Raw genomic sequence first — 22989 nt, forward strand, 5'->3', positions numbered from 1 at the left:
TCCCGGCGAGCCGCCCGGAGCGCGGACCGCGGCCGGGCGCTCCGTGACGCGGTGGCAGAATGACCCGGTGCCTGAAGCGATCCCGTCCCGACCGGGCCGGTGGTCCCGGGCCTGGTCCGCGACCAAGACGTGGGTGGACCCGCTCGTCGTCATGATCGTCGCGGTGTTCCTCCTCGGGCTGTTCGCACCCGCCTCCGGCGGCTTCGCGACCGGCCTGGACCACGTCACCACCGCCGCGGTCGTCCTGCTGTTCTTCCTCTACGGCGCCCGCATGGCCACCAGCGAGGTCTGGGACGGCCTGAAGAACTGGCGGCTGCAGGGCGGGATGCTCGCGTCGACGTACCTGCTGTTCCCGGTCCTGGGGCTCGCGGTGCAGGTGCTGCCCGACTCGGTCCTGCCGCCCGACCTCAAGACCGGCCTGCTGTACCTGTCGCTGCTGCCGTCGACGATCCAGTCCTCCGTCGTGTTCACGTCGATCGCGCGCGGCAACGTCGCGGGGGCGATCACCGGCGCGACGGTGTCGAACGTGCTCGGCATCGTGCTGACCCCGCTGCTGGTCGGGATCCTCATGTCGCGCGCGGGCGGTCCGGTCGGCGGCTCGGCCGGGGCGACGCTGCTGCAGCTGCTGCTGCCGTTCGTCGTGGGGCAGATCCTGCAGCCGAAGATCGGCGCGTGGGTCCGCGCGCACAAGCCGGTCACGCTCATCACCGACCGGGGCACGATCCTGCTCGTCGCGTACGGGTCGGTGTCCGAGGCCGAGGCGTCGGGCGTCTGGGACCACCTGACCGTCGGCGTGCTCGTCGCGCTGGTGGCGGTCTGCGCCGTCCTGCTCGCGGCGATGCTGGTGATCACGTGGAGCGGCGGGCGCGCGCTGAGGCTCTCCCGCGGCGACCGGATCGCGCTGCTCATGTGCGGGTCGAAGAAGAGCCTGGCGACGGGCCTGCCGATGGCCAGCGTGCTGTTCGGCCCGGTCGCCGCCGCGGGCGTCGCGCTGCCCGTGATCGTGTTCCACCAGCTGCAGCTCGCGACCTGCGCGGTGCTGGCGCGCCGGCTCGCGGCGACGGACCCCGAGCCCGACCCGGTGGTCGCGCGCGCCTGACGTCCGGCCCCCGGTCGTCCGCGGCGTCGCGACCGGTCCCGCGCGTCGCCCCACGGGACCGGACGAACCGGGCACACTGGTGCGCGGGGGCCGGGCGTCGTGCGCCCGCGTTCAGTCCCGTCGCCCGGAAGGACCGTCGTGCCCGCTCCGACCACACCCCTGCGTCTCGTGCCGGCCCCGCGGCTGGTGCGCGAGGCCGAGGGTGCGCCGTTCGTCGTCTCCGCCGCCACCACCGTCACCACGGGCGTCAGCCCCGCGGAGGTCGCGCTGGGCGTGCTCGCCGCCGAGCAGCTCAGCCGCATCTCCGGCAGCACCGTCGAGGTGCGCTACCGCGACGTCGCGGAGCCGACCCAGCCGGGCGACGTCGCGTTCGTGCTCGACCCGGAGCACCTGTCGGGGGAGCAGTACCGGCTGGACGTCGCGTCCGACCTCGTGCGGGTCGCCGCGGGCACCCCCGAGGGGCTCATGCGCGGGCTGGCGACCCTGCACCAGGTCATGCGACCGCACGACGGCACGTTCGCCGCGTGGCCGGTGCACGTCGAGGACGAGCCGGTGCACGGCTGGCGCGGTCTGTCCGTGGACGTCGCGCGGCACTTCTTCGGGCCCGACGACCTGCGCGTCGTGGTCGACCTGATGGCCGCGTACAAGCTCAACGTGCTGCACCTGCACCTGTCGGACGACCAGGGCTGGCGGCTCGACCTGCCGTCCCGGCCGGACCTGGCGGCGCGCTCGGGCGGCACGGCCGTCGACGGCGACCCGGGCGGGTTCTTCACGACCGAGGAGTTCCAGGCGCTGGTCGCGTACGCGGCCGCACGGGGCGTGCGGGTGGTGCCGGAGATCGACGTGCCCGGCCACGTGAACGCCGCGCTGCACGCGTACGGCGAGCTCACGCCGTCGGGCGAGGCGGCCGAGGCGTACACCGGCATCGAGGTCGGGTTCAGCCGGCTCACCGCCGACCTGCCGACGACCGAGCCGTTCCTGCGGGACGTGTTCGGCGACGTGGCCGCCGTGACGCCGGGGGAGTACGTGCACATCGGCGGCGACGAGGTGCACACGATGGAGCACGACGAGTACGCGCGGCTGGTGCGGATGGCCTCGGACGCCGTGCGCGCCGCGGGCAAGCAGGTGGTCGGCTGGCAGGAGATCGCCACCACGCCGCTCGAGCCGGGCACCGTCGTGCAGTACTGGGACACCCGGATGGACCCCGCGCCGATCGTCGCCGCCGCGCAGGCGGGGGCACGGCTGCTGATGTCGCCGGGGTCGAAGGCCTACCTCGACATGAAGTACGACGGGGACACCGCGCTCGGGCTGGAGTGGGCCGGGCACATCGAGCTGCGCGACGCCTACGCCTGGGAGCCGACCGCGCTGGTGCCGGGCCTGCCGGAGGGCTCCGTGATCGGCGTCGAGGCGACCGTGTGGACCGAGACGCTGCGTAGCCTCGACGACCTCATGACGATGCTGCTGCCCCGGCTCGCGGCCGTCGCCGAGGTCGCGTGGACGCCGGCGGACCGGCGGGACTGGGACGACTTCGCGACCCGGGTCGCCGCGCACGGCCCGTACTGGGACGCCGAGGGGTACGCCTGGTACCCGAGCCCGCAGGTCGACTGGCACGTCGACCTGGCCTGACGACGCGCGTCAGATCCAGGACCGCAGCCACATGTGCAGGTGCCAGAAGTCGTACGGCACGACCCACGCGGTCCAGATCGGGTAGAAGAACGCGCTGACCGCGAGGACGACGACCAGCACCGCCGTGGTGGCGACCAGCCCCCGGCGGCGCTGGCGCTCGTCCCGGCCCTGCACCAGCAGCGCCAGCACGTAGGTCAGCGTCAGCACCACCCAGGGCGTGAACGCGATCGAGTAGAACGTGAAGATCGTCCGCCCGGTGTACTGGAACCAGGGCAGCCAGCCGGCGGCGATGCCGGACAGCACCGCGCCCGCGCGCCAGTCCCGGCGGACGAGCAGCCGGTACAGGGCGACCAGCAGCGCCAGCGCGCCGAGCCACCAGATCACCGGGTTGCCCAGCGAGGTGACCGCCTGGGAGCACGCCTCCGCCCCGCACAGGTCGTGGGCGGCGGACCCCGTCAGGCCGGACACCTCGGTGGGGTAGTAGAACGACGTCGGCCGCCACTGGATGATCCAGCCCAGCGGGTGCGCGGCGTACGCGTGCTCCGCGGTGAGGTGGGTGTGGAACTCCCACATCTGGGTGTGGAAGTGCCACAGGGAGCGCAGCGCGGGCGGCAGCCAGGTCACGCCCTCGCCCGGGTTGTCGACGGCCCACTGCCGCAGGTACGAGCCGGGGTGGGCGAACCAGGACGCCCAGGTGCCGAGGTACGTGCCCGCGGCCGTGAGCACCACGATGAACCCCGCCGGGACCGCGTCCCGCCAGAGCGTCGCCGGCAGCCACGCGCGGACCCCGACCGACCGGCGCGCGGAGGCGTCCCAGGCCACCGACAGCAGCCCGAAGACGGCCAGGAAGTACAGGCCCGACCACTTGGTCCCGATGCACAGGCCCAGCAGCACGGCCGCCGCGAACCGCCACCACCGCCAGCCCAGCCGCGGGCCGAGGCCCAGCTCCGCCCCCGAGTCGAGGACCGCCGCCGTCCGGGCGGCCAGCCGGCGGCGGGCCTGGTCCCGGTCGAGCAGCAGTGCCCCGAACGCGGCGAGGGCGAAGAACATGACGAAGTTGTCCAGCAGCCCCGTGCGGGAGTGCACGATCGCCTCGCCGTCGACGGCCATGAGCAGCCCCGCGACCGTCCCGAGCGCGGTCGACGCGAACAGCCGGCGCGCGATCCGGGCGACCATGAGGACGGCGAGCGTCCCGACGACGGCCGAGGCGAGCCGCCAGGCGGTCGCCGACCCGATCCCGCCGCCGAGCTGGAGGCCCAGCGCGATCAGCCACTTCCCGACCGGCGGGTGCACGACGTACTCCGGCGACGTGCCGAGCGCGGAGCCGTCCCCCTGCGCGAACAGCGCGTTGGCGTCGTCGCCCCAGGACCCCTCGTACCCGAGCCGCAGCAGGGAGTACGCCTGCTTCACGTAGTAGGTCTCGTCGAAGACGAGCTCGTGCGGCCGGCCGAGGTTCCAGAACCGCAGCACGCCGCCGAGCAGCGTCACCGCGAGCGGCCACAGCCAGCCGGTGACGCGCGCCCGGCGGGTCGCGCCGAGCAGCAGCGTGCGCGCGCCGAGCAGCGAGACCAGCAGCCGGTCGTGCGTGGACAACCCGGGGTCGTCCTCGCGGTCGGGGTCCTCGCCGGCCCGGATGACGAGGGTCCCGGCGGCCGGGGTGGGGACCGCGTGGCCGTGCCGGGCGGTGCCGTCCGGCGGGGCGGCGTCCGACGTCGTGGGCCCGCCGGTCGCGGGCCCGCCGGTCGCGGGGCCGCCGGTCGCGGACGGCACCGCGGGGGCGTCGTCGGGGCCGGGCGGGACGACGGGCGGGAACCGCCGCTCGCCCGGGGCGCCGCGGTCGAGGCCGCCGTGGTCCGGGGCGTCCGGGGTGCTGCGGTCCGGCCCGGCGGTGTCCGGCCCGGCGGCGTCCGGCCCGGGGGAGGGGTCGCGGGGACCCGGCTCGTCGGGCACGGGGTCGGGCTGCGGCACGGTCGCCATCGTAGGGGCGCCGCCTGAGCGGGACCTGCGGGATCGCGCCGCCGACGGGTGGCGGTGCGTGGCGCTGGAGCGGGGCCGCGGCGCGGGGGCCGCCGCGGAGGTGGCAGGCTGGCCCGCGTGACCCCCCAGGCTCCCGGCACCGGCCGGCTCGTGCTCGCGGCGACCCCGATCGGCGACGTGGAGGACGCCTCGCCCCGGCTGCGCCGGCTGCTCGAGGAGTCCGACGTCGTCGCGGCGGAGGACACCCGGCGGCTGCGGGCGCTCGCGGCGCGGATGGGCGTCACGGTCGGTGGGCGGGTGGTCAGCCACCACGAGCACAACGAGGCGGCGACGACGCCGGAGCTGCTCGACGTCGTGCGCGGCGGCGGGACGGTCGTGGTCGTCACGGACGCGGGCATGCCCGCGGTGTCCGACCCGGGGTTCCGCGTCGTGGCCGCGGCGGTCGAGGCGGGGCTCACGGTGACGGCGGCGCCCGGGCCGAGCGCCGTGCTCACCGCCCTCGCGCTGTCCGGGCTGCCGACCGACCGGTTCTGCTTCGAGGGGTTCCCGCCGCGGAAGCCGGGGGAGCGGGCCCGCGCGCTGACCGCCCTGGAGCGCGAGCCGCGGACGATGGTGTTCTTCGAGGCCCCGCACCGGCTGGCGGCGACGCTCGCGGACATGGCGACCGCGTTCGGCGCGGACCGGCCCGCCGCGGTGTGCCGGGAGCTGACCAAGACCTACGAGGAGGTCGTCCGGGACGGGCTGGGCGCGCTGGCGGCGTGGGCCGCGGCGGGCGAGGTGCGCGGCGAGATCGCGGTCGTCGTGGCCGGCGCCCCCGCCCGCGAGGTGGCCTCCGAGGCGGACCTGGTCGCGGAGGTGCTGGCCCGGGCGGACGGCGGGGAGCGGCTCAAGGACGCCGTGGCCGAGGTCGCGCAGGTCGCGGGCGTCCCGAAGCGGGACCTGTACGCCGCGGCGCTGGCGGCGCGCGCGGGGCGCTGACGCCGGGGGCGCCGGGGGGGGGGGGGGGTGCTCGGGCGCCGGGCGCCGCGGACGGCCGTGCCCGTCAGCCCCCGTCAGCCCCCGTGCACCACGTCGAGCGCCGCCCGCAGCGCCCCGAGCTCGACCTGTCCCGGCGCCGACGCCCGCCCGACCGTCCCGAACGTCGCCGCCGAGCCGAACACGCCGCCCGCGACACGCGACGCGACGCCCGTGGCCGCCATCGACATCGTGATCAGCGGGCGGTCGGTGCGCAGCGCCGTCTCCCACGTCGCGGCGAGCAGCGTCAGCACGTCGCCGGGGTCGCGCGGCATGACGGCGATCTTCAGCACGTCGGCGCCGCGCTCGGCCATGAGCAGCAGCCGGCGGACGATCTCGTCGAGCGCGGGCGTGGCGTCGAAGTCGTGGTTCGACGCGACGACGGCGGCACCCGCCGCGTGCGCGAGGTCGACCAGCGCTCGCACGGTGCCCGGGTCCCGCATCACCTCGACGTCGAGCAGGTCCACCACGCCGGTGGCGAGGACCGCCCGGTAGCCGGCCGCGTAGGCGTCGTCGGTCACGTCCGCGAGCCCGCCCTCGTGCGTCGTGCGGATCGTGACGAGCAGCGGCAGGTCGCCGAGCGCGCCGCGCAGCGCGGTCCCGGCCGCGGCGGCGGCCTCCGGCGTCGCGCGGCCGTCGTCCAGGTGGTCCACCCGCCACTCGACGACGTCGGGCCCCGCCGCGACGACCGCGGCCGCCTGCGCGAGCAGCTCGTCGACGGTGCCGCCGGTGAGCGGCACGATCACCTTGGGCCGGCCGGCGCCGATCGCGGTGCCCCGCACGGTCACCGGGGTCGGCGCGGGCGCCGCGGTGCTGGTCATGGGTGGGTCCTCCTCGGCCGGACGCTGCGCCGGCCACTCATCATGCCGGTTCGCCGCGCGCGGCGCGTACCCCCGCACCGCCGGGCGCACTAGCGTCGGGCCATGGAGTTCCGTCGCATCCCCGGCCTGCCGCCCTACGTGTTCACCATCATCGACACGCTCAAGGTCGAGGCGCGGCGCGCCGGCCGCGACGTGGTCGACCTCGGCTTCGGCAACCCCGACCTGCCCAGCCCGCAGATCGCGGTCGAGAAGCTCGCCGAGGCGGCGCACAACACCCGCAACCACCGGTACTCCGCGTCCCGCGGCATCCCGAAGCTGCGGCAGGCGGTCGCCGACCACTACCTGCGCCGGTTCGGCGTCACCCTCGACCCGGACACCGAGATCATCTCGACGATCGGCGCCAAGGAGGGGTTCAGCCACCTCATGTGGGTGCTGCTGCAGCCCGGCGACGCGGCGCTGGTGCCGACCCCCTCGTACCCGATCCACATCTGGGGCCCGTACTTCGCGGGGGCCGACGCCCGGCAGGTGCCGATCGGCGACGGCACCGACGGGGCCGGCTACGTCGACCGGGTCATGGAGGCCTGGGACCTCGGCTGGCCGAAGCCGCGCGTCATCGTGCTGTCGTTCCCGCACAACCCGACGACGACCACCGTCGAGCTGCACGACCTCCAGCGGCTCGTCGACTGGGCGCGGGAGCGCGACGTCGTCCTGGTGCACGACCTGGCGTACGCCGACATGTGCTTCGACGGCTGGACCCCGCCGTCGATCATGCAGTGCGTGGGCGCGACCGAGGTCGCCGTCGAGCTGTACTCGATGACCAAGTCGTACTCGATGGCCGGCTGGCGGGTGGCGTTCCTGGTGGGTCGGAAGGACGTCGTCGGCGCGCTGGCGAAGCTCAAGTCCTACCTGGACTACGGGACGTTCCAGCCGATCCAGATCGCCGCGACGGTGACCCTGAACGAGGCGACCGACTACCCGGCCGAGCTCTCCGCGGTCTACGAGAGCCGGCGGAACGCGCTGGTCGACGGGCTGTCCCGGATCGGCTGGGACATCCTGAGGCCCAAGGGGACGATGTTCGCCTGGGCGCGGATCCCCGAGCCGTACCGGGAGATGGGGTCGATCGAGTTCGCTGAGATGCTGGTGCGGGACTGCGACGTGGCGGTGTCGCCGGGCGTCGGGTTCGGGCCGGGCGGCGACGGGCACGTGCGGTTCGCGCTGATCGAGAACGAGCAGCGGATCGGCCAGGCCGTCCGCGGGCTGCGCAAGGGGCTGACCCGGCTGGGGTGAGCCGGTCGGGGTGCGCCCGGCGCCGGCGGGCGTCGCGGGGGTGAGCGTCGCGGGGTGAGGGGCGCGTCCCCAGGGTCCGTTCAGGGTCGCCTCAGGGGCGTACCGGATGCCGCCGCCGCGCCCCGACCTGGGAGCCTCGGACGTGACGGCGCGGGGGACCTTCCCGCGCCCGCGGCAGCACGAGGGGACGGACCATGCGAGGCACCAGGACGACGGCGGCCCGGGCGACGGCGGCGGCGGCCGTGGGGACGGCGCTGGTGCTCGGCCTCGCTGCGTGCGCGGGAGCCCCGCGCGGCCCGGTCGTGACACGGGACGTCGACATCGAGGACGTCACCGCGGTGCAGCTCGCGACGTCCGGCGACCTGACGATCCGCCGAGGGACCACCCCGTCGCTCACGGTCACCGCGCGCGAGGGCACCCAGGACCGGCTGGTCTCCGAGGTGCGGGACGGCGTGCTGGTGCTCGACTCGCGGCAGTCGTTCGGCGTGGGCTCCTGGGGCGACGTGTCGTACGAGCTGGTCCTCGGGGAGGTCGCCGAGCTGGTGGTCTCCGGGTCCGGCGACGTCACGGCGGACGACGTCACGGGCGACGGGCTGCGGCTCTCGGTCGAGGGCTCCGGCTCGGTCGACCTGACGGGGGTGGACGCCGAGTCCGTCGCGCTGCGGATCGCGGGCTCGGGCGACGTCGAGCTCGGAGGCCGCGCGAACACGCTGGCCGTCGGGATCGAGGGCTCGGGCGGCGTGGACGCGGACCGGCTGCGCGCCGACGAGGTCGACGTGTCGATCGAGGGCTCCGGCGACGTCGAGGTGCACGCGACCCGGCGGCTGGCTGTGTCGATCGAGGGCTCGGGCTCGGTGTCCTACGCGGGGGACCCGGAGGTCACGCAGCGCATCGAGGGGTCGGGCGAGGTCTCGCGCGAGGACTGACGGCCGCTCCGGCGCGGGGTCGGGGCAGCGGAGGTGCGCTCGCGGCGCTGCGCGCGGGTGCCTGGCGCGCTGCCAGCGTCCGCCGAGTCCTCCACAGGCGCGGGTGCGTGCGTGGTCCCCAGCCGGGCGGTGGTCGAGCCGGGGGTGTCAGGGGGTGTCCCTAGGGTGGTGACATGCCCGCTGACCTGCGCGAACCCACTCCCGAGCCCGGCCCTGCGCCGGGTCCGGGAGTGCTGGCGTGCGGGTGCGGCTGCACCTGCGGCGCCGGCGAGTCCGGTGCCCGTGGGGGTCGCGAGAGGGGCGCTGTCGACGCCGAGCCGGGTGCTGCCGACGCGGTGCCCGGTGCTGCCGTTGCCGTGGCGGGTGCCGTCGACGCCGTGGCGGGTGCTGCCGACGGGTTCGAGGGTGCCGCCGATCCCGCGGTGGTGGCGGAGTTCCTGGACCCCGACCTGCCCGGCCCCGAGCGGTTGACCGAGGCCCTGGACCGCACCCCCACCGGGGTGCCGCTGGCCCGGCTGCTGGGGGCGCTGGACCCGCGGTCGTTGGACGACTTCGACCTGGCGGAGGTCGCCGCCGCGTACACCCGGATGTCGGGGTGGGCCCACGCAGGGCTGGCGCGGGTGGCGGTCGAGCTCGCCCGCCGCCCGGGGATGGGACCGCGGCACGACCCGCGCGCCCGGCGCGGCTCGGGGATGACGCCGGAGCGGGTCGCGGCGATGGTCCTGTCCGCGCGGTTGAAGCGGTCCCCGCGGGACACCGCGGCGTTGATCCGCGAGGGCGCGGAGTTCACCGGTGTCCTGGCCGAGACCGGGGCCGCGTTGTGTCAGGGGCGGATCAGCGTGCCGGCGGCTCGGGCGATCGCGGCCCGGCTGGGCGACCAGGTCGCGTGGGTGGCCCAGCCGGTGCAGGACCACGTGCTGCCCCGCGCCCCGCACTCGAGCGTGACCCAGGTCAAGGTGGACCTGGAGCGGGCGCTGCTGCGGGTCGACCCCGAGCACGCCCAGGACCGCCGGGACACCGCCCGGGCCGGGCGGCGCATCACCCACCCGCGGGCGCTGGCGGACCAGATGGCCGAGATGCACCTCGTGCTGCCCGCCGAGCACGCGATCGGCCTGGAGACCGCCCTGCACGGCGCGGCCCGCTCCGCCCGCGCCGCCGGAGACCCCCGCACCCTGGACCAGCTGCGCTGCGACACCCTCGTCGACTGCGTCCTGACCGGCACCCCCGCCACCACCCTCGCGGCGACCGGCGCCTCACCCGCCACCACCCCCGGCTACCTTCCGGGGCGGTCCGACTGCCGCCCGCTCGCGCCAGCTGCCGTCTCCGGGCACGCGTCCTCGAGCGGACCGCCCGCACCCGACTCGACCACGACCGACACTGCCACGCCCCCGGGCACCGCCACGCCCTGCGACACCCCCGCGCCCTCCGACAGCGGGCGAGCCGGGACGCGCGACCCGCGCACCCACGTCCTGGTCACCGTGCCGCTGTCCACCCTGATCGGGCAGGACGACACCCCCGCCGACCTCGCCGGGTACGGCCCGATCGACGCCACCACCGCCCGCGCCCTGGCCCAGGGCGGAGTCTGGCGGCGACTGGTCACCGACGACCTGTCCGGCACCGTCCTGGACGTCGGCCGCACCACCTACCGACCACCAGCAGCCCTCGCCGACCACGTCCGGCACCGCGACCGCACCTGCACCTTCCCCGGCTGCCCCGTGCCCGCCCACCACTGCGACCTCGACCACACCATGGACTGGTCACCCGCACCCGACGACCCCCACCCCCCAGGCCCCACCAGCCACACCAACCTCGGCCCCACCTGCCCCCGCCACCACCACGCCAAGCACCACGCCCGGTTCGCCCTGCACCAACCCGAACCCGGCGTCCACGAGTGGACCGACCCCACCGGCCACCGCTACCGCACCCGCCCCGGCACCGACCACCCCACCCAGCACCTCACCGGACCCCGCCGCCTGCGCACAGCCACACCCGACACCCCGCCAGACCCGCCCGCGCCCGGCGCCGCGTGGGACCCACCCACGCCCAGGGCCGTGCCGGACGCATCCCCGCCCGGCGACAACGACGACGACCTCCCGCCCTATTGACGCCACGTGAGGACTGACGCCGCACGTCAGCGCCGAGACGATGTCGGCGCTGAGGCGACGCGCCTGCGCCGAGGCGACGCGCCTGCACTGGCGCCTCTCCGCGCGTCGAGCGGCGCGACGCGGCGGACGCGTCTCCGCGGACCCGCCCCCTCCGAGCTAGAGGACGTCCGACCCCGCGACGAGCCGCGCACCCGGCACCGGCCCGGACGCGGTGAGCACGGAGTCGGCCACGCCCGCCGCGGTCATCGCCGCCGCGATGACGAGCGCGTGCTGCCGGCTGCGGGCCAGCGCGGCCACGGTGGGGCCGGAGCCGGAGACGACCACGCCGAGCGCGCCGGCGTCCTCGGCGACCGCCAGCGTCTCGACCAGGCCGGGTGCCAGCTCGACCGCCGCGTCCTGCAGGTCGTTGTGCAGCAGCGCGCCGAGCGCGGGGGCGTCGCCGGCCCGCAGCGCCTGCAGCAGCGCGACGTCCCCGTCGGAGTCCAGCCCGTCCCGGCCGGCGGCGAGCCGGTCGAACTCCTCGTAGACCCGGGGCGTGGAGAGGCCCTCGTCGCGCACGCCGAACGCCCAGTGGTACTCGCCGCGGCTCAGGGCCGCGGTGAGCAGGTCGCCGCGGCCGGAGCCGACGGCGGTCTGGCCCATCAGCAGGAACGGGACGTCCGAGCCGAGCTCGGCGGCGATCTCGTGGAGCTCCTCGCGGCTCAGCGCCGTGCCCCAGAAGGCGTCGCAGGCGAGCAGCGCGGCGGCGGCGTCGGCGGAGCCGCCCGCCATCCCGCCGGCGACCGGGACGCCCTTGTGCAGGTGCAGGTGCACGCCCTCGTCGATCCCGGTGCGGGTGGCGAGCGCGCGGGCGGCGCGGAGGGCGAGGTTGCTCGCGTCGGTCGGGACCAGGTCGGCCTGCGGGCCGGAGACGGTGAGCCGCAGGTCCGGGGACGCGGAGGCCACGACGTCCTCGTAGACGGACACGGCCTGGAAGACGGTGGCCAGCGGGTGGTAGCCGTCGGGGCGGCGCGGGCCGACGCGGAGCGACAGGTTCACCTTGCCGGGCGCCCGGACGCGGACCTCACGGCCGGTGCGGGGGGCGAGGCGCAGGTCGGTCACGGGGACCACTGTGCCAGGTCCGGGCGCGTCCGGCGCGTCCCGGCGGCGACGGGCGGGCCCGCGACAGCGGCGCGGACGCGGGCGACGTCGGGCGAGGTCAGCCCGCCGCGGGCGCGTGCAGCTGCTCGGCGACGCGGGCGAGCGCGAGGACGTCGAGCGCCTCGCCGCGGGCCTGCGGGTCGACCCCGGCGGCCTCGATGGCGCGGGTGGCCGCCTCGCTGCCGCCGGCGAGGGTCGCCAGGGCGGAGCGCAGCATCTTGCGCCGCTGCGCGAACGCCGCGTCCACGACCGCGAACACCTGCTCGCGGGTCGCGGTGGTGGCCGGGGGCTCGCGGCGGTCGAGGCGGACGAGCGCGGAGTCGACGTTCGGCACGGGCCAGAACACCGAGCGGCCGACGGTCGCGGTGCGGCGGGCGGAGGCGTACCAGGCGGCCTTGACGGACGGCACGCCGTAGGTGCGGCTGCCGGGCGGGGCGGCGACCCGGTCGGCGACCTCGGCCTGCACCATGACGAGCACGCGCTCGAGGGACGGGAAGTGCTCGAGGAACGTGAGCAGCACGGGCACCGACACGTTGTACGGCAGGTTCGCGACCAGGGCGGTCGGCGCGCGGCCGGGCAGGGCGCGCACGTCGAGCGCGTCGCCGCGGACGACCGTGAGCGACGGGTGCGGCGGGGGGCCGGGGTCGGGCGCGCCCGCGGCGGGCACGGGCACGTCCGGCAGGTCGACGGTGTCGACGACCGCGCCGGGGACGTGGCGGCGCACGGTGTCCGGCAGCAGGCCCGCGAGCACGGGGTCGATCTCGACGGCCACCACGTCGGCGCCCGCCTCGAGCAGGCCGAGCGTCAGCGAGCCGAGCCCCGGGCCGACCTCGACCACCCGCTCGCCGGCGACCACGTCGGCCTGCCGGACGATCTTGCGGACGGTGCCGCCGTCGAGGACGAAGTTCTGCCCGAGGGTCTTGGTGGGGCGGATGCCGGCGCGCTCGGCGAGGGCACGGATCTCGGCCGGACCGAGCAACGGCCCCGCCGCGGGTGCGACGGGGCCGGTGCTGGAGGACATGCGGGCGAGCCTACCCGGCTGCCCGCGGGTGCGGCGTCAGCTGAACAGGCGCGACCCGCAGACCGGCCACTGGCCGGCGCCGGAGCGGTTGTACAGCATCTGCGCGCGGGCGGTCTGCTCGTCGGCCGAGGCCTGCGAGGGGAGCCCGGAGCCGCCGACGGCGTTCCACGTGGCGACGGAGAACTGGTACAGCCCGTGGTACTTGCCGGACGCCGAGACGATCGACGGGTTGCCGCCCGACTCGCACGCGGCCAGCGCGGCCCAGTTCAGGCCGGCCGCGTCGCCGCCGCCGACCGCCGGGGTGCCGGCGGACGCCGCGGCGGACGACGAGGACGTCGCCTTCGGCGTGGTGGCGACCGGCTTCTTCTTGGTGCCGACGTTGGTCACCTGGTCGACGGGCGCCTGGGTCACCGCGTCGGACAGCGTCTCGCGGCCGGTCTCCTGGCCGTCGACGGTGGTCACGCGGTCGACGACGGTGCGCACGCCGACGACGCCGGCCGTGGTGACCTTGGAGTCGCCGACGTACAGCGACGCGTCGTTCTGCTCGACGGCGTTGAACGGCACCTCGTGCGTGGTGGTGACGTCCTGGATCACGACGCGGTTGACGACGACCGTCACGGTGTCGCCGGCGCGCTGCACGCTGACCCGGTCGAGCGGCTGGAGCGTGACGCCGAGGGCGTCGAGCGCCTCCGCCACCGTGGTGCTGCCGTCGGGGACCGCGTGCGTCGCACCGTCGATCTGCACCGCGGCGGCGCCGTCGAGGGTGAGGTCGAGCGACAGGTCCGGGCGGCCGCCCGCGGCCGAGCGGGACGCGACCAGGCGGACGTCGTCGCCGCGGGTGGCGAGCATGGTGAGCGCCTCGTCGGCGGTGAGCGCGGTCGTCCAGACCGTCTGCTCGGCGCCGTCGGCGCTGATGGTCACCTGGTGGGCGTGCCGGACGACGACGTCGACGCCGTCCTGGAGCGCGCCGGAGGGGGTGACGGAGTCGCGGGAGCCGAGCTCGAGCTTCTGCTCGGCCAGCAGGCCGTCGACGCTGCCGGAGAACGTCGACACGGTCGTGGTGACCCCGTCGACGTCGAGGGTCACGGTCTTGTGGGCATCCGCGACGGCGACGCCGCCGGTGGCGAGCACGACCACGGCGGTCGCGGCACCGATGAGGCGCACGCGACCCCGGCGCGACCGGCGGTCGCCGTCGGGCTCGGTGCCGGCGGACCCGGGGTCCGTGTTTCGGACGACGCGGGTGCGGAGGGCGGAGGGCGTGGCGGCGAGGCGCGCGCGGGCGCGACGGAGGAGGGAGGTCACGTGGTTCCAGACGACGGCGGTCCCGGGCACGGGGGGCGGGTGCGGCGCACGTGGGCGTCGTCCGCCGGTGCCCCGGGCCGTGTCGGCCCCGCGGCTGCCGCGGCCCCTGGAGGGAGGTGCCGCACCGGCGGTCCCGGATCCCCGATCCGGCGGTCATGCCCCGCGCACTGCTGCGCGGGTGCGCTCGCGGGGGGAGGGCCCCGGTCTGTCACGAGCGACACGCGACCGTAACCCATTCGTGACCATGTGCCAAGTGGTCGCCGCGTCGGTGCTGGTGGGCGCCACGCTGACCACGGCGCTCAGCGGGTGCTCAGCCGACGCTCAGCGAGCGTGCCGGACCGACGGACGCGCCGGCGGGAGCGGGCCGGGCGAGGCGTCAGTACCAGCCCTTGGCCTGCGACGCCGACCACGCACCGCACGGGGTGGAGTACCGGCCGCCGATGTAGTTCAGGCCCCAGGTGATCTGGGTCGCGGGGTTGGTGCGCCAGTCGGCGGCGACGGTCGCCATCTTCGAGCCCGGCAGGGCCTGCGGGATGCCGTAGGCGCCGGAGGACCGGTTCTCGGCGTTCACCCGCCAGCCGCTCTCCTTGTTCCAGAGCTGCAGCAGGCAGGCGAACTGGTCGTCGCCCCACCCGCGCGCGGCGGCGAGCTGCTTGCCGATCTCCTGGGCGCTGCCCGGCGAGACGGTGATGTCGACGCCGGTCGCCACCTCCATGGTGCCGACCTTGACGACCTGGGTCACGGGCTCGACGGTGACGGTCGACGCGACGACCTGGCGGTCGACCACGGCGCCGCCGACGCTCGCCGTGCTGTAGGTGGTGGTGCGCACGCCGGCGCGCCCGGCCGTCGCGACCTTGCGGGTGCCCTTGGCGAGCGTGGGGTCCTCGACCTCCTGCTCCTCGAACGGCACCGCCTCGGTGACCGTCTCGCCGGACGTCGCCGCGCGGGTCACCATGACCACGAGGCCGTCCGTCGCGGTCGCGTCCAGGGGGACGGACACCCGGTCGCCCTCGTTCAGCACGAGGCCGATGTCGCGCAGCGCGTCCCGGACGGTCCCGCCGCTGGTCAGCCCGTCGATCACCTGGCCGTCGACGGCGAGGTGGATGGTCTTCTGCGTCGACACCCGCAGGACGTCGCCGCGCTCCAGGCCCGCCGACCGGGACGCGGACAGCAGCGTCTCGTCGTCGCGGAGGCCAAGCCCCTCGACGGCCTCGCCGACCGTGAGCGCGGTGGTCCAGACGGTGCGGTCCTGGCCGTCGACCTGGACGTCGATCTCCCGGCCGTGCCGGACGACGATCTGCGCGCCGTCGCCGACGGGCTCGCCGAGGCCCGGGGCGACCAGGTCGCGGTCGCCCACCTCGATGTCGCCGGCGGCGAGCACCTGGCCGACGGTGCGGCCGAACGCGCTGACCTCGACGGCCGTGCCGTCCACCTCGACCGTCACGGTCTTGTGCAGCCCGACGAATGCGGTCGTCGCGCCGGCCACCAGCGCGAGCGCGAGGCCCTGCGCGCCGTACCGGAGCGCGCGGGCGCGGCGGTCGGTGCGGTGGGTGGTGCTCGACGGGGGGACGACGGGGGTCTCGGGCGCAGGCACGCGGGGGGCTCCAGCGGGTCGGGTCGGCGGGAGGGAGGGACTCACGCCGGTACGGCCTCCCGACCGTAACCGATTCGTGACCGTGAGGGGAACCCAGGATCCGCGCGATCACCCCTCCGGGCGGGGGTCGCGGGCCGGTTCACCAGGTGCCGTACACGCGCTCCGAGGTGGCCGCCAGGGCCGCGCACGCGTCGGCGAGGTCGAGATCGCGCTCCGCCGCCAGGCGCCGGACCGAGTGCGGGACCAGGTACGGGGCGTTCGGGCGGCCGCGCAGCGGGTGCGCGGTGAGGTAGGGCGCGTCGGTCTCGACCAGCAGCAGGTCGAGGGGCAGCAGCCGCAGCGCCGCGCGGAGGTCGTCGTTCGCGCCGTAGGTGATCGGGCCGGCGAACGACGCGTACCAGCCCTCGCGCGCGCACACCTCGGCGAGCGCCGGGCCGCCGGAGAAGCAGTGGAACACCGTCCGCTCGGGAGCGCCGTCGCGGAGCAGGACGTCGACGACGTCGTCGTGCGCGTCGCGGTCGTGGATCTGCAGCGCGAGCCCGAGCTCCTTGGCGAGCGCGACGTGCGCGCGGAACGCCTCCCGCTGCACCTCCCGGCCGCGGGGCCCGGCGCGGAAGAAGTCCAGCCCGGTCTCGCCGACGGCCCGCACCCGGTCGTTGGCCCGGGCGACGGCGGCCACCCGGGCCAGCGCCTCGTCGAGGGACGCGTCGTGCCGCGGCTGCGGGTCGGGCTCCAGGCCGTCCGGGGCGACCTCGTGCACGCCGGCGTGCAGCACCGCCTCGTTCGGGTGGATCGCGACGGCGCCGAGCAGCGCGCGCCGGCCGGGGCGCAGCGGCGCCGGGGCGGTCGCCGGGTCCGCGTCCGGGTCGGCGTCGACGCGCAGCACCGCGTCGGTCCACGCCACCGCGTCCAGGTCGCAGCCGACCTGGACCATCCGCGGCACGCCGACGGCGGCGGCCCGGTCCAGGTGGTCGTCCAGCGTGGCCGGCGCCGGCTCGTCGCCCGCGTCCGCGCCCGCCGCCGCCACGACGCCCAGCACCGACTCGAGGTGGGTGTGGTCGTCGACGACGGCGACGGGCAGCGGCTCCGGCGAGGGGGCCCAGCCGGTGGGCCGGTTGCGGCTGCGCGCCACCTCAGCCCTGGCGGAGGCGGTCGAGCTCGGTCTCGACGACGTCGTCGTCGAGCTTGGTGAACACCGGCGTCGGCTTGCCGACCGGGGTGCCCGGCACCACCGCGCGCGGCCGCCAGGCGGGGACGGTCTCGCCGAGCCGGTAGTCGCCGGTGATGACGGGGTAGTGCCTGGACGCGTCGTCGAGGTCGGTGACCTCGTCGATCCGGGGGAGCGGGGAGAACGTGCCGGTGCCGCCCAGGGCCTCGTGCACCGCCTGCGCGGAGTGCGGCAGGAACGGCGACAGCAGGGTGTTGCAGTCGCTCACGGCCTGCGCCGCGGTGTGCAGCACGGTGCCGAGGCGCTCCGGGTCGTTCTTCAGCTTCCACGGCTCGGTCTCGGAGATGTACCGGTTGGCCTCGCCGACCACCCGCATCGCCTCGCCGATCGCCGCGCGGTGCCGGTGCGTGCCGATGAGCTCGCCGACCCGGCCGAACGCGGTCGTGGTGGTCGCGAGCAGGTCCTCGTCGACGGTCGTGCGCGGGCCGGGCTCCGGGATCGCGCCGACGTTCTTGTGGATCATGCTCGCCGTGCGGTTCACCAGGTTGCCCCAGCCCGCGACGAGCTCGTCGTTGGTGCGGCGCTTGAAGTCGGCCCAGGTGAAGTCGGCGTCCTGGCTCTCCGGGCCCGCGGTCGAGATGTAGTACCGCAGCGCGTCCGGCTGGTACCGGCTCAGCATGTCGCGGACGTAGATCACCACGCCGCGCGACGAGGAGAACTGCTTGCCCTCCATCGTGAGGAACTCCGACGAGACGACCTCGGTCGGCAGGTTGAGCGTCCCGTAGACGCCGGGCTCGCCGCCCTTCGACCCGCCCCCCGCGTAGCCGAGCAGCTCGGCCGGCCAGATCTGCGAGTGGAAGGTGATGTTGTCCTTGCCCATGAAGTAGTAGGACAGCGACTCGGGATCGGTCCAGAACTGCCGCCACGCCTCGGGGTCGCCCGACCGGCGGGCCCACTCGATCGACGCGGACAGGTAGCCGATCACCGCGTCGAACCACACGTAGAGCCGCTTGGACGGGTTGTCCTCCCAGCCCTCCAGCGGGATCGGGATGCCCCAGTCGATGTCCCGGGACATGGCGCGCGGGCGCACGTCGTCCAGCAGGTTCAGCGAGAACTTCAGGACGTTCGGCCGCCACTCGGTGCGGGTGCGCAGCCAGTCGCCGAGCGCGTCGACGAACGCCGGCAGGTCGAGGAAGAAGTGGTTCGACTCGACGAACTTCGGGGTCTCGCCGTTGATGCGGCTCCGCGGGTTCTTCAGGTCGATCGCGTCGAGCTGGTTGCCGCAGTTGTCGCACTGGTCGCCGCGGGCGCCGTCGTAGCCGCAGATCGGGCAGGTGCCCTCGATGTACCGGTCCGGCAGCGTGCGGCCGGTCGACGGGCTGATCGCGTTCATGGTCGTCTGCTCGACCATGTACCCGTTCTTGTGCACCGTGCGGAACATCTCCTGCACCACCGCGTAGTGGTTGCGGGTCGTGGTGCGGGTGAACAGGTCGTAGCTGAGGCCCAGCTGCGTCAGGTCCTCGACGATGACGCGGTTGTACCGGTCGGCGAGCTCCTGGGGGCTGACGCCCTCCTGCTCGGCCTGCACGAGGATCGGCGTCCCGTGCTCGTCGGTGCCGGACACCATGAGGACGTCGTGCCCCGCCATGCGCATGTAGCGGCTGAACACGTCGGAGGGGACGCCGAAGCCGGCGACGTGGCCGATGTGGCGCGGGCCGTTGGCGTAGGGCCAGGCGACAGCGCTGAGGATGCGGGACATGGCGTCGATCCTAGTGAGCCGCGCGGGCCGGCTCGCGACCGGTCTCACCGGCGGCGTCGTCGCCGGCGTCGCCCGCCGCGGCGGGCCGGGTCGGGTGCGCGGCGCGGGCGGCGGGGCCGACCACGCCCCGGCGGCGCAGCACGACCCAGGCGATCGCCAGCACCCCGAACCACACCGGCATCACGAGCAGCGCCGCCCGGGTGTCGGGGTCGAGCGCCAGCACGACGACCATCGCCGCGAAGAACGCCAGCACGACCCCGCACATGACCCGGCCGCCCGGCATCCGGAACGCGGACGCCGCGTGCAGCTCGGGCGAGCGGCGCCGGTACACCAGGTACGACACGAGGATGACGGTCCACACGACGATGAACAGCAGCGTCGCGACGGTCGTCACCAGCGTGAACGCCTCGATCACGGAGCGCCCGGCGTACAGCAGGACGACGCCCGGCAGCAGGCACGCGCAGGAGAACGCCAGGCCGCGGGCGGGGACGTGCCGGGCCGACAGCCGCCCGAACGAGCGCGGCGCCTCCCGGTCCTCCGCCAGGCCGTAGAGCATCCGCGACGTCGAGAAGATGCCGCTGTTCGCCGACGACGCGGCCGAGGTGAGGACGACCAGGTTGATGATCCCGGCGGCCGCGGGCAGCCCCGCCAGCGCGAACATCGCCACGAACGGGCTCTCGCCCGGGTCGATGCTCCGCCACGGGGTCACCGCCATGATCACGACGAGCGCGCCCAGGTAGAACAGCAGCACGCGCACCGGGATGGCGTTGATCGCGCGGGGGAGCGTGCGGGCGGGGTCGCGGGTCTCCGCGGCGGTGGTGCCGACCAGCTCGATGCCGACGAACGCGAAGATCGCGATCTGGAACCCTGCGAGGAAGCCGGTGAACCCGTGCGGGAAGAACCCGCCGTCGCTGTACAGGTGGCTCAGCGACGCGGTGACGCCGTCGGCGCCCTGGAAGCCGATCGAGATCAGCACGACGCCGACCGCGATCAGCCCGACGATGGCGACGATCTTGACGATCGCGAACCAGAACTCCAGCTCGCCGAACAGCCGGACCGCGACCAGGTTGAGCGCGAGCAGCAGGGCGACGAGGGCCAGCGCGGGCAGCCAGCGCGGCAGGTCGGGCGCCCAGAACGCCACGTACCCGGACACCGCGACCACGTCGGCGATCCCCGTGACGATCCAGCAGAACCAGTACGTCCAGCCGGTGAGGAAGCCTGCCCACGGCCCCAGGACGTCCGCCGCCATGTCCCGGAACGACTTGTACTCCAGGTTCGACAGCAGCATCTCGCCCATGGCGCGCATGACGAAGAACAGCATGAAGCCGATGACCGCGTAGACCAGCAGGACGGACGGTCCGGCCAGGGAGATCGTCCGGCCGGAGCCCAGGAACAGGCCGGTGCCGATGGCGCCGCCGATCGCGATGAGCTGGATGTGCCGGTTGCTGAGGCCGCGCTGGAGGTGGTCCTCGGGGGCGTGCGGCGTGGCGGCAGCGGCGGCCGGTGCGGTGGGCTCGGGCACGGGCGTCCTTCCGGGTCGGGGGTGGGCGGGACCGTACCCCCGATCGGGTGACGCGCGCGTCAGCGTCCGTCAGGCAGGAGCGGCTGCTCCGCGAGGTCGCGGATCCACTGGGGGGTCTCGCGGCCCTCGCGCTCGTCGAGCGCGAGCCGCAGCTCCGCGATCGATCGCTGGACCTGGGGGTGCTGCCGGGCCGCCTCACGCCTCCGGATCCGGTCTTCGATCTCCTGCTCGATCGGGTCCATCGCACACCTCTTCGTCGTCGTCACGGCGCCGCCCTGGTCTGCTGCCATCGTGATCCGGCCACGGCTGCGCCTTCAACCCCACTTTCTCGAGCGAAGCGAGCAGGCCCCGCTCGTCCCGCGTGGCGAGGTCGCTCCGCGCCAGGAACGCGAGCACGGCGTAGCCCTGGCTCATCTGCTCCCGGTCGTCCGACAGCGTCAGGCCCAGCGCCCACTCGGCCCGCCGCCACCACTGCTCCCGCCGGTCCGCGCGGTCGCGCTGCCGGATCGTCGCGATCCCCACGACGAGCGCCACCATCGCCGCCGCCCCCGTGGCCACCGGGCCCAGGAGCGACAGCGCCCCGAGCCAGCCGGTCCCCGTCATGCGGCCGACGCTAGGACGGCCCGCGCGGCAGCGCTCCCGTCCCCGTGCGCCGTCCTGGGGACGACACGCCTCTCCGTGCTTGTGGAGGACTCGGCACCCGCTCACGGCGCGCTCCCCGGCGTCACCCCGGTGTGCGGCGACCGCCTCCTGCCCGGCGGTCAGCCCTCCACGGCCTCCGCCAGCGCCATCCACTTCTCCTCGACCTCGCCGATCTCGGCCTCGAGCGCCGCCTTGTCCTTCCCGAGCGCCGTCAGGCCCACGTAGTCGGCGGGGTCGTGCTCGGCCATCTTCTTCTCCAGCGCCTCGATCTGGCCGGTGAGCTTGGAGATCCGCCGGTCGAGCGCGCCGAGCTCCTTCTTGGCGGCGCGCAGCTCCGCCCCGTCCAGCCCCGACGGCGCGACCTCGCCGCCCACGGCGCCCGACGACTCGGTGGGCGCCCCGGTCGCGACGGAGCCCGCGCCCGCCCGCGACCGCTCCAGCAGCCGCAGGTACTCGTCCACGCCGCCCGGCACGTGCCGGAAGTGCCCGTCGAGCACCGCGTACTGCTGGTCGGTGACCCGCTCCAGCAGGTACCGGTCGTGGGAGACCACCAGCAGCGTGCCCGGCCAGGTGTCGAGCAGGTCCTCCATCGCCGCGAGCATGTCGGTGTCCAGGTCGTTCGACGGCTCGTCGAGGACCAGCACGTTCGGCTCGTCGAGCAGGATCAGCAGCAGCTGCAGCCGCCGGCGCTGGCCGCCGGAGAGGTCCTTGACCGGCGTCTGGAGCTGGACCGCGGTGAACCCGAGCCGCTCGAGCAGCTGGCCCGGGGTCATCTCCTTGCCGCCGGCGACGTAGGAGGTCCGGTACCGGGCGATGACGTCGTTGACCCGCGTCTCGGCGATGTCGGCGAGCTCGGCCAGCTCCTGCGTGAGGGTGGCGACCCGGATCGTCTTGCCGCGCTTGACCCGGCCGGTCGTCGGCGCGACGGCGCCCGTCACCAGGCCGAGCAGCGTCGACTTGCCGGCGCCGTTCACGCCGAGCACGCCCGTGCGCTCGCCCGGCGCGATCCGCCAGGTCACGTCGCGCAGCACCTCGTGGGCGCCGTACGCCACGGACACGTCCTCGATGTCGACGACGTCCTTGCCGAGGCGCGCGGTGGCCATCTGGGACAGCTCGACGGAGTTGCGGGGCGGCGGCACGTCCTCGATGAGCTGGTTCGCGGCCTCGATGCGGAACTTCGGCTTCGAGGTGCGGGCCGGGGCGCCGCGGCGCAGCCAGGCGAGCTCCTTGCGCATGAGGTTCTGCCGCTTGGCCTCGGTCGCCGCGGCCATCCGGTCGCGCTCGACGCGCTGCAGCACGTACGCGGCGTACCCGCCCTCGAACGGCTCGACGATCCCGTCGTGCACCTCCCAGGTCGCGGTGCACACCTCGTCGAGGAACCAGCGGTCGTGGGTGACGACGAGCAGGCCGCCCGCGTTCGACGACCAGCGGCGGTTGAGGTGCCGGGCGAGCCAGGTGACCGCCTCGACGTCGAGGTGGTTGGTCGGCTCGTCGAGCATGAGCACGTCGTCGTCGCCGGCCAGCAGGGCGGCGAGCGCGACGCGGCGCCGCTGCCCGCCGGACAGGTCGCCGACGAGCTTGTCCCACGGCAGGTCGCCGACCAGGCCGGAGACGACGTCGCGGACCTTCGGGTCGCCGGCCCACTCGTGCTCGGCGCGGTCGCCGACGACGGAGGCTCCGACGGTCAGCGCGGGGTCGAGGGTGTCGGTCTGGTCCAGCACGCCGATCCGCACGCCGCCGCGGACGGTCACGCGCCCCGAGTCCGGGGTGAGCCGGCCGGCCAGCAGCGCGAGCAGCGAGGACTTGCCGTCGCCGTTGCGGCCGACGACCCCCACCCGGTCGCCCTCGTTGAGGCCCACGGTCACCGAGTCGAAGACGTTCTTGGTCGGGAAGGACAGGTGCAGCGCTTCGCCGCCGAGCAGGTGGGCCATCGGGCAAGCGTAGGGCGCGCCGGCCGTCGTCAAACCGGTTGGCTCGATCGTCAAA

The 22989-nt window shown here is 75.3% G+C and carries 18 protein-coding genes; 6 read left to right on the forward strand and 12 right to left on the reverse strand.

Translation table 11 applies throughout. From position 1 onward, the window contains the following. The first annotated feature begins 67 nt into the window (after window positions 1-67). Both AC3WUG_RS00760 and AC3WUG_RS00765 read left to right on the forward strand, forming a co-directional pair. Window positions 68-1099: a bile acid:sodium symporter family protein gene (locus AC3WUG_RS00760; RefSeq protein WP_492325879.1), complete on the forward strand. Its 1032-nt coding sequence runs from the start codon at window positions 68-70 to the stop codon at window positions 1097-1099. A 138-nt stretch (window positions 1100-1237) separates the two neighbouring features. After that, window positions 1238-2725, forward strand: coding sequence for a beta-N-acetylhexosaminidase (locus tag AC3WUG_RS00765; RefSeq protein ID WP_492325880.1), 1488 nt, complete (start codon window positions 1238-1240; stop codon window positions 2723-2725). 9 nt (window positions 2726-2734) lie between these two features. On the opposite strand, the gene AC3WUG_RS00770 is transcribed toward AC3WUG_RS00765, so the two are convergent. Beyond that, window positions 2735-4693, reverse strand: a complete 1959-nt coding sequence (locus AC3WUG_RS00770) for a dolichyl-phosphate-mannose--protein mannosyltransferase (protein WP_492325881.1) — start codon at window positions 4691-4693, stop codon at window positions 2735-2737. A 126-nt stretch (window positions 4694-4819) separates the two neighbouring features. Between AC3WUG_RS00770 and rsmI the strand changes: the two genes are divergently transcribed. Continuing rightward, window positions 4820-5680 (forward strand): 16S rRNA (cytidine(1402)-2'-O)-methyltransferase, encoded by an 861-nt coding sequence (gene rsmI / locus AC3WUG_RS00775; RefSeq protein WP_492325882.1) that lies wholly within the window; start codon window positions 4820-4822, stop codon window positions 5678-5680. Window positions 5681-5754: 74 nt separating this feature from the next. On the opposite strand, the gene aroD is transcribed toward rsmI, so the two are convergent. Next, window positions 5755-6537: a type I 3-dehydroquinate dehydratase gene (gene aroD, locus AC3WUG_RS00780; protein WP_492325883.1), complete on the reverse strand. Its 783-nt coding sequence runs from the start codon at window positions 6535-6537 to the stop codon at window positions 5755-5757. Between the two features lie 102 nt (window positions 6538-6639). On the opposite strand from aroD, the gene AC3WUG_RS00785 reads away from it, so the two are divergent. From AC3WUG_RS00785 to AC3WUG_RS00795, 3 genes are all read left to right on the forward strand, one after another. Then, complete coding sequence (locus tag AC3WUG_RS00785) at window positions 6640-7824, forward strand: aminotransferase class I/II-fold pyridoxal phosphate-dependent enzyme (protein ID WP_492325884.1); 1185 nt, start codon at window positions 6640-6642, stop codon at window positions 7822-7824. A 194-nt stretch (window positions 7825-8018) separates the two neighbouring features. Then, a complete protein-coding gene (locus AC3WUG_RS00790) occupies window positions 8019-8750 on the forward strand; it encodes a head GIN domain-containing protein (RefSeq protein ID WP_492325885.1) in 732 nt (243 codons plus the stop codon). A 377-nt stretch (window positions 8751-9127) separates the two neighbouring features. Beyond that, complete coding sequence (locus AC3WUG_RS00795) at window positions 9128-10855, forward strand: DUF222 domain-containing protein (protein WP_492325886.1); 1728 nt, start codon at window positions 9128-9130, stop codon at window positions 10853-10855. 156 nt (window positions 10856-11011) lie between these two features. Here the strand turns inward: AC3WUG_RS00795 and AC3WUG_RS00800 are convergent, their stop codons facing one another. The 10 genes from AC3WUG_RS00800 to AC3WUG_RS00845 form a co-directional block, all read right to left on the reverse strand. Then, complete coding sequence (locus tag AC3WUG_RS00800) at window positions 11012-11956, reverse strand: 4-(cytidine 5'-diphospho)-2-C-methyl-D-erythritol kinase (RefSeq protein WP_492325887.1); 945 nt, start codon at window positions 11954-11956, stop codon at window positions 11012-11014. A 97-nt stretch (window positions 11957-12053) separates the two neighbouring features. Then, entirely contained in the window at window positions 12054-13016 is a 963-nt protein-coding gene (locus AC3WUG_RS00805) for a ribosomal RNA small subunit methyltransferase A (protein ID WP_492325888.1), read from the reverse strand. A 36-nt stretch (window positions 13017-13052) separates the two neighbouring features. Then, on the reverse strand, window positions 13053-14348 hold the full coding sequence (locus tag AC3WUG_RS00810) for a resuscitation-promoting factor (protein ID WP_492325889.1): 1296 nt from the start codon (window positions 14346-14348) through the stop codon (window positions 13053-13055). A gap of 346 nt (window positions 14349-14694) precedes the next feature. Then, window positions 14695-15912 carry a resuscitation-promoting factor gene (locus AC3WUG_RS00815; protein WP_492325890.1) on the reverse strand — a complete coding sequence of 406 codons (1218 nt, stop codon included), beginning with the start codon at window positions 15910-15912 and terminating at the stop codon, window positions 14695-14697. Window positions 15913-16051: 139 nt separating this feature from the next. Further along, window positions 16052-17044, reverse strand: a complete 993-nt coding sequence (locus AC3WUG_RS00820; protein WP_492325891.1) for a TatD family hydrolase — start codon at window positions 17042-17044, stop codon at window positions 16052-16054. 1 nt (window position 17045) lies between these two features. Then, on the reverse strand, window positions 17046-18839 hold the full coding sequence (gene metG, locus AC3WUG_RS00825; protein ID WP_492325892.1) for a methionine--tRNA ligase: 1794 nt from the start codon (window positions 18837-18839) through the stop codon (window positions 17046-17048). 10 nt (window positions 18840-18849) lie between these two features. Further along, window positions 18850-20361 carry a D-serine/D-alanine/glycine transporter gene (cycA, locus tag AC3WUG_RS00830; RefSeq protein ID WP_492325893.1) on the reverse strand — a complete coding sequence of 504 codons (1512 nt, stop codon included), beginning with the start codon at window positions 20359-20361 and terminating at the stop codon, window positions 18850-18852. Window positions 20362-20420: 59 nt separating this feature from the next. Beyond that, a complete protein-coding gene (locus AC3WUG_RS00835; RefSeq protein WP_492325894.1) occupies window positions 20421-20603 on the reverse strand; it encodes a hypothetical protein in 183 nt (60 codons plus the stop codon). Next, complete coding sequence (locus AC3WUG_RS00840) at window positions 20557-20964, reverse strand: hypothetical protein (RefSeq protein ID WP_492325895.1); 408 nt, start codon at window positions 20962-20964, stop codon at window positions 20557-20559. The genes AC3WUG_RS00835 and AC3WUG_RS00840 overlap by 47 nt, the downstream gene beginning before the upstream one ends. Window positions 20965-21122: 158 nt before the next feature. Beyond that, window positions 21123-22934 (reverse strand): ABC-F family ATP-binding cassette domain-containing protein, encoded by a 1812-nt coding sequence (locus AC3WUG_RS00845; protein ID WP_492325896.1) that lies wholly within the window; start codon window positions 22932-22934, stop codon window positions 21123-21125. Between the last annotated feature and the right edge of the window lie 55 nt (window positions 22935-22989).

It is taken from the genome of Cellulomonas sp. EB106-03-03-XG116 (assembly GCF_058792015.1).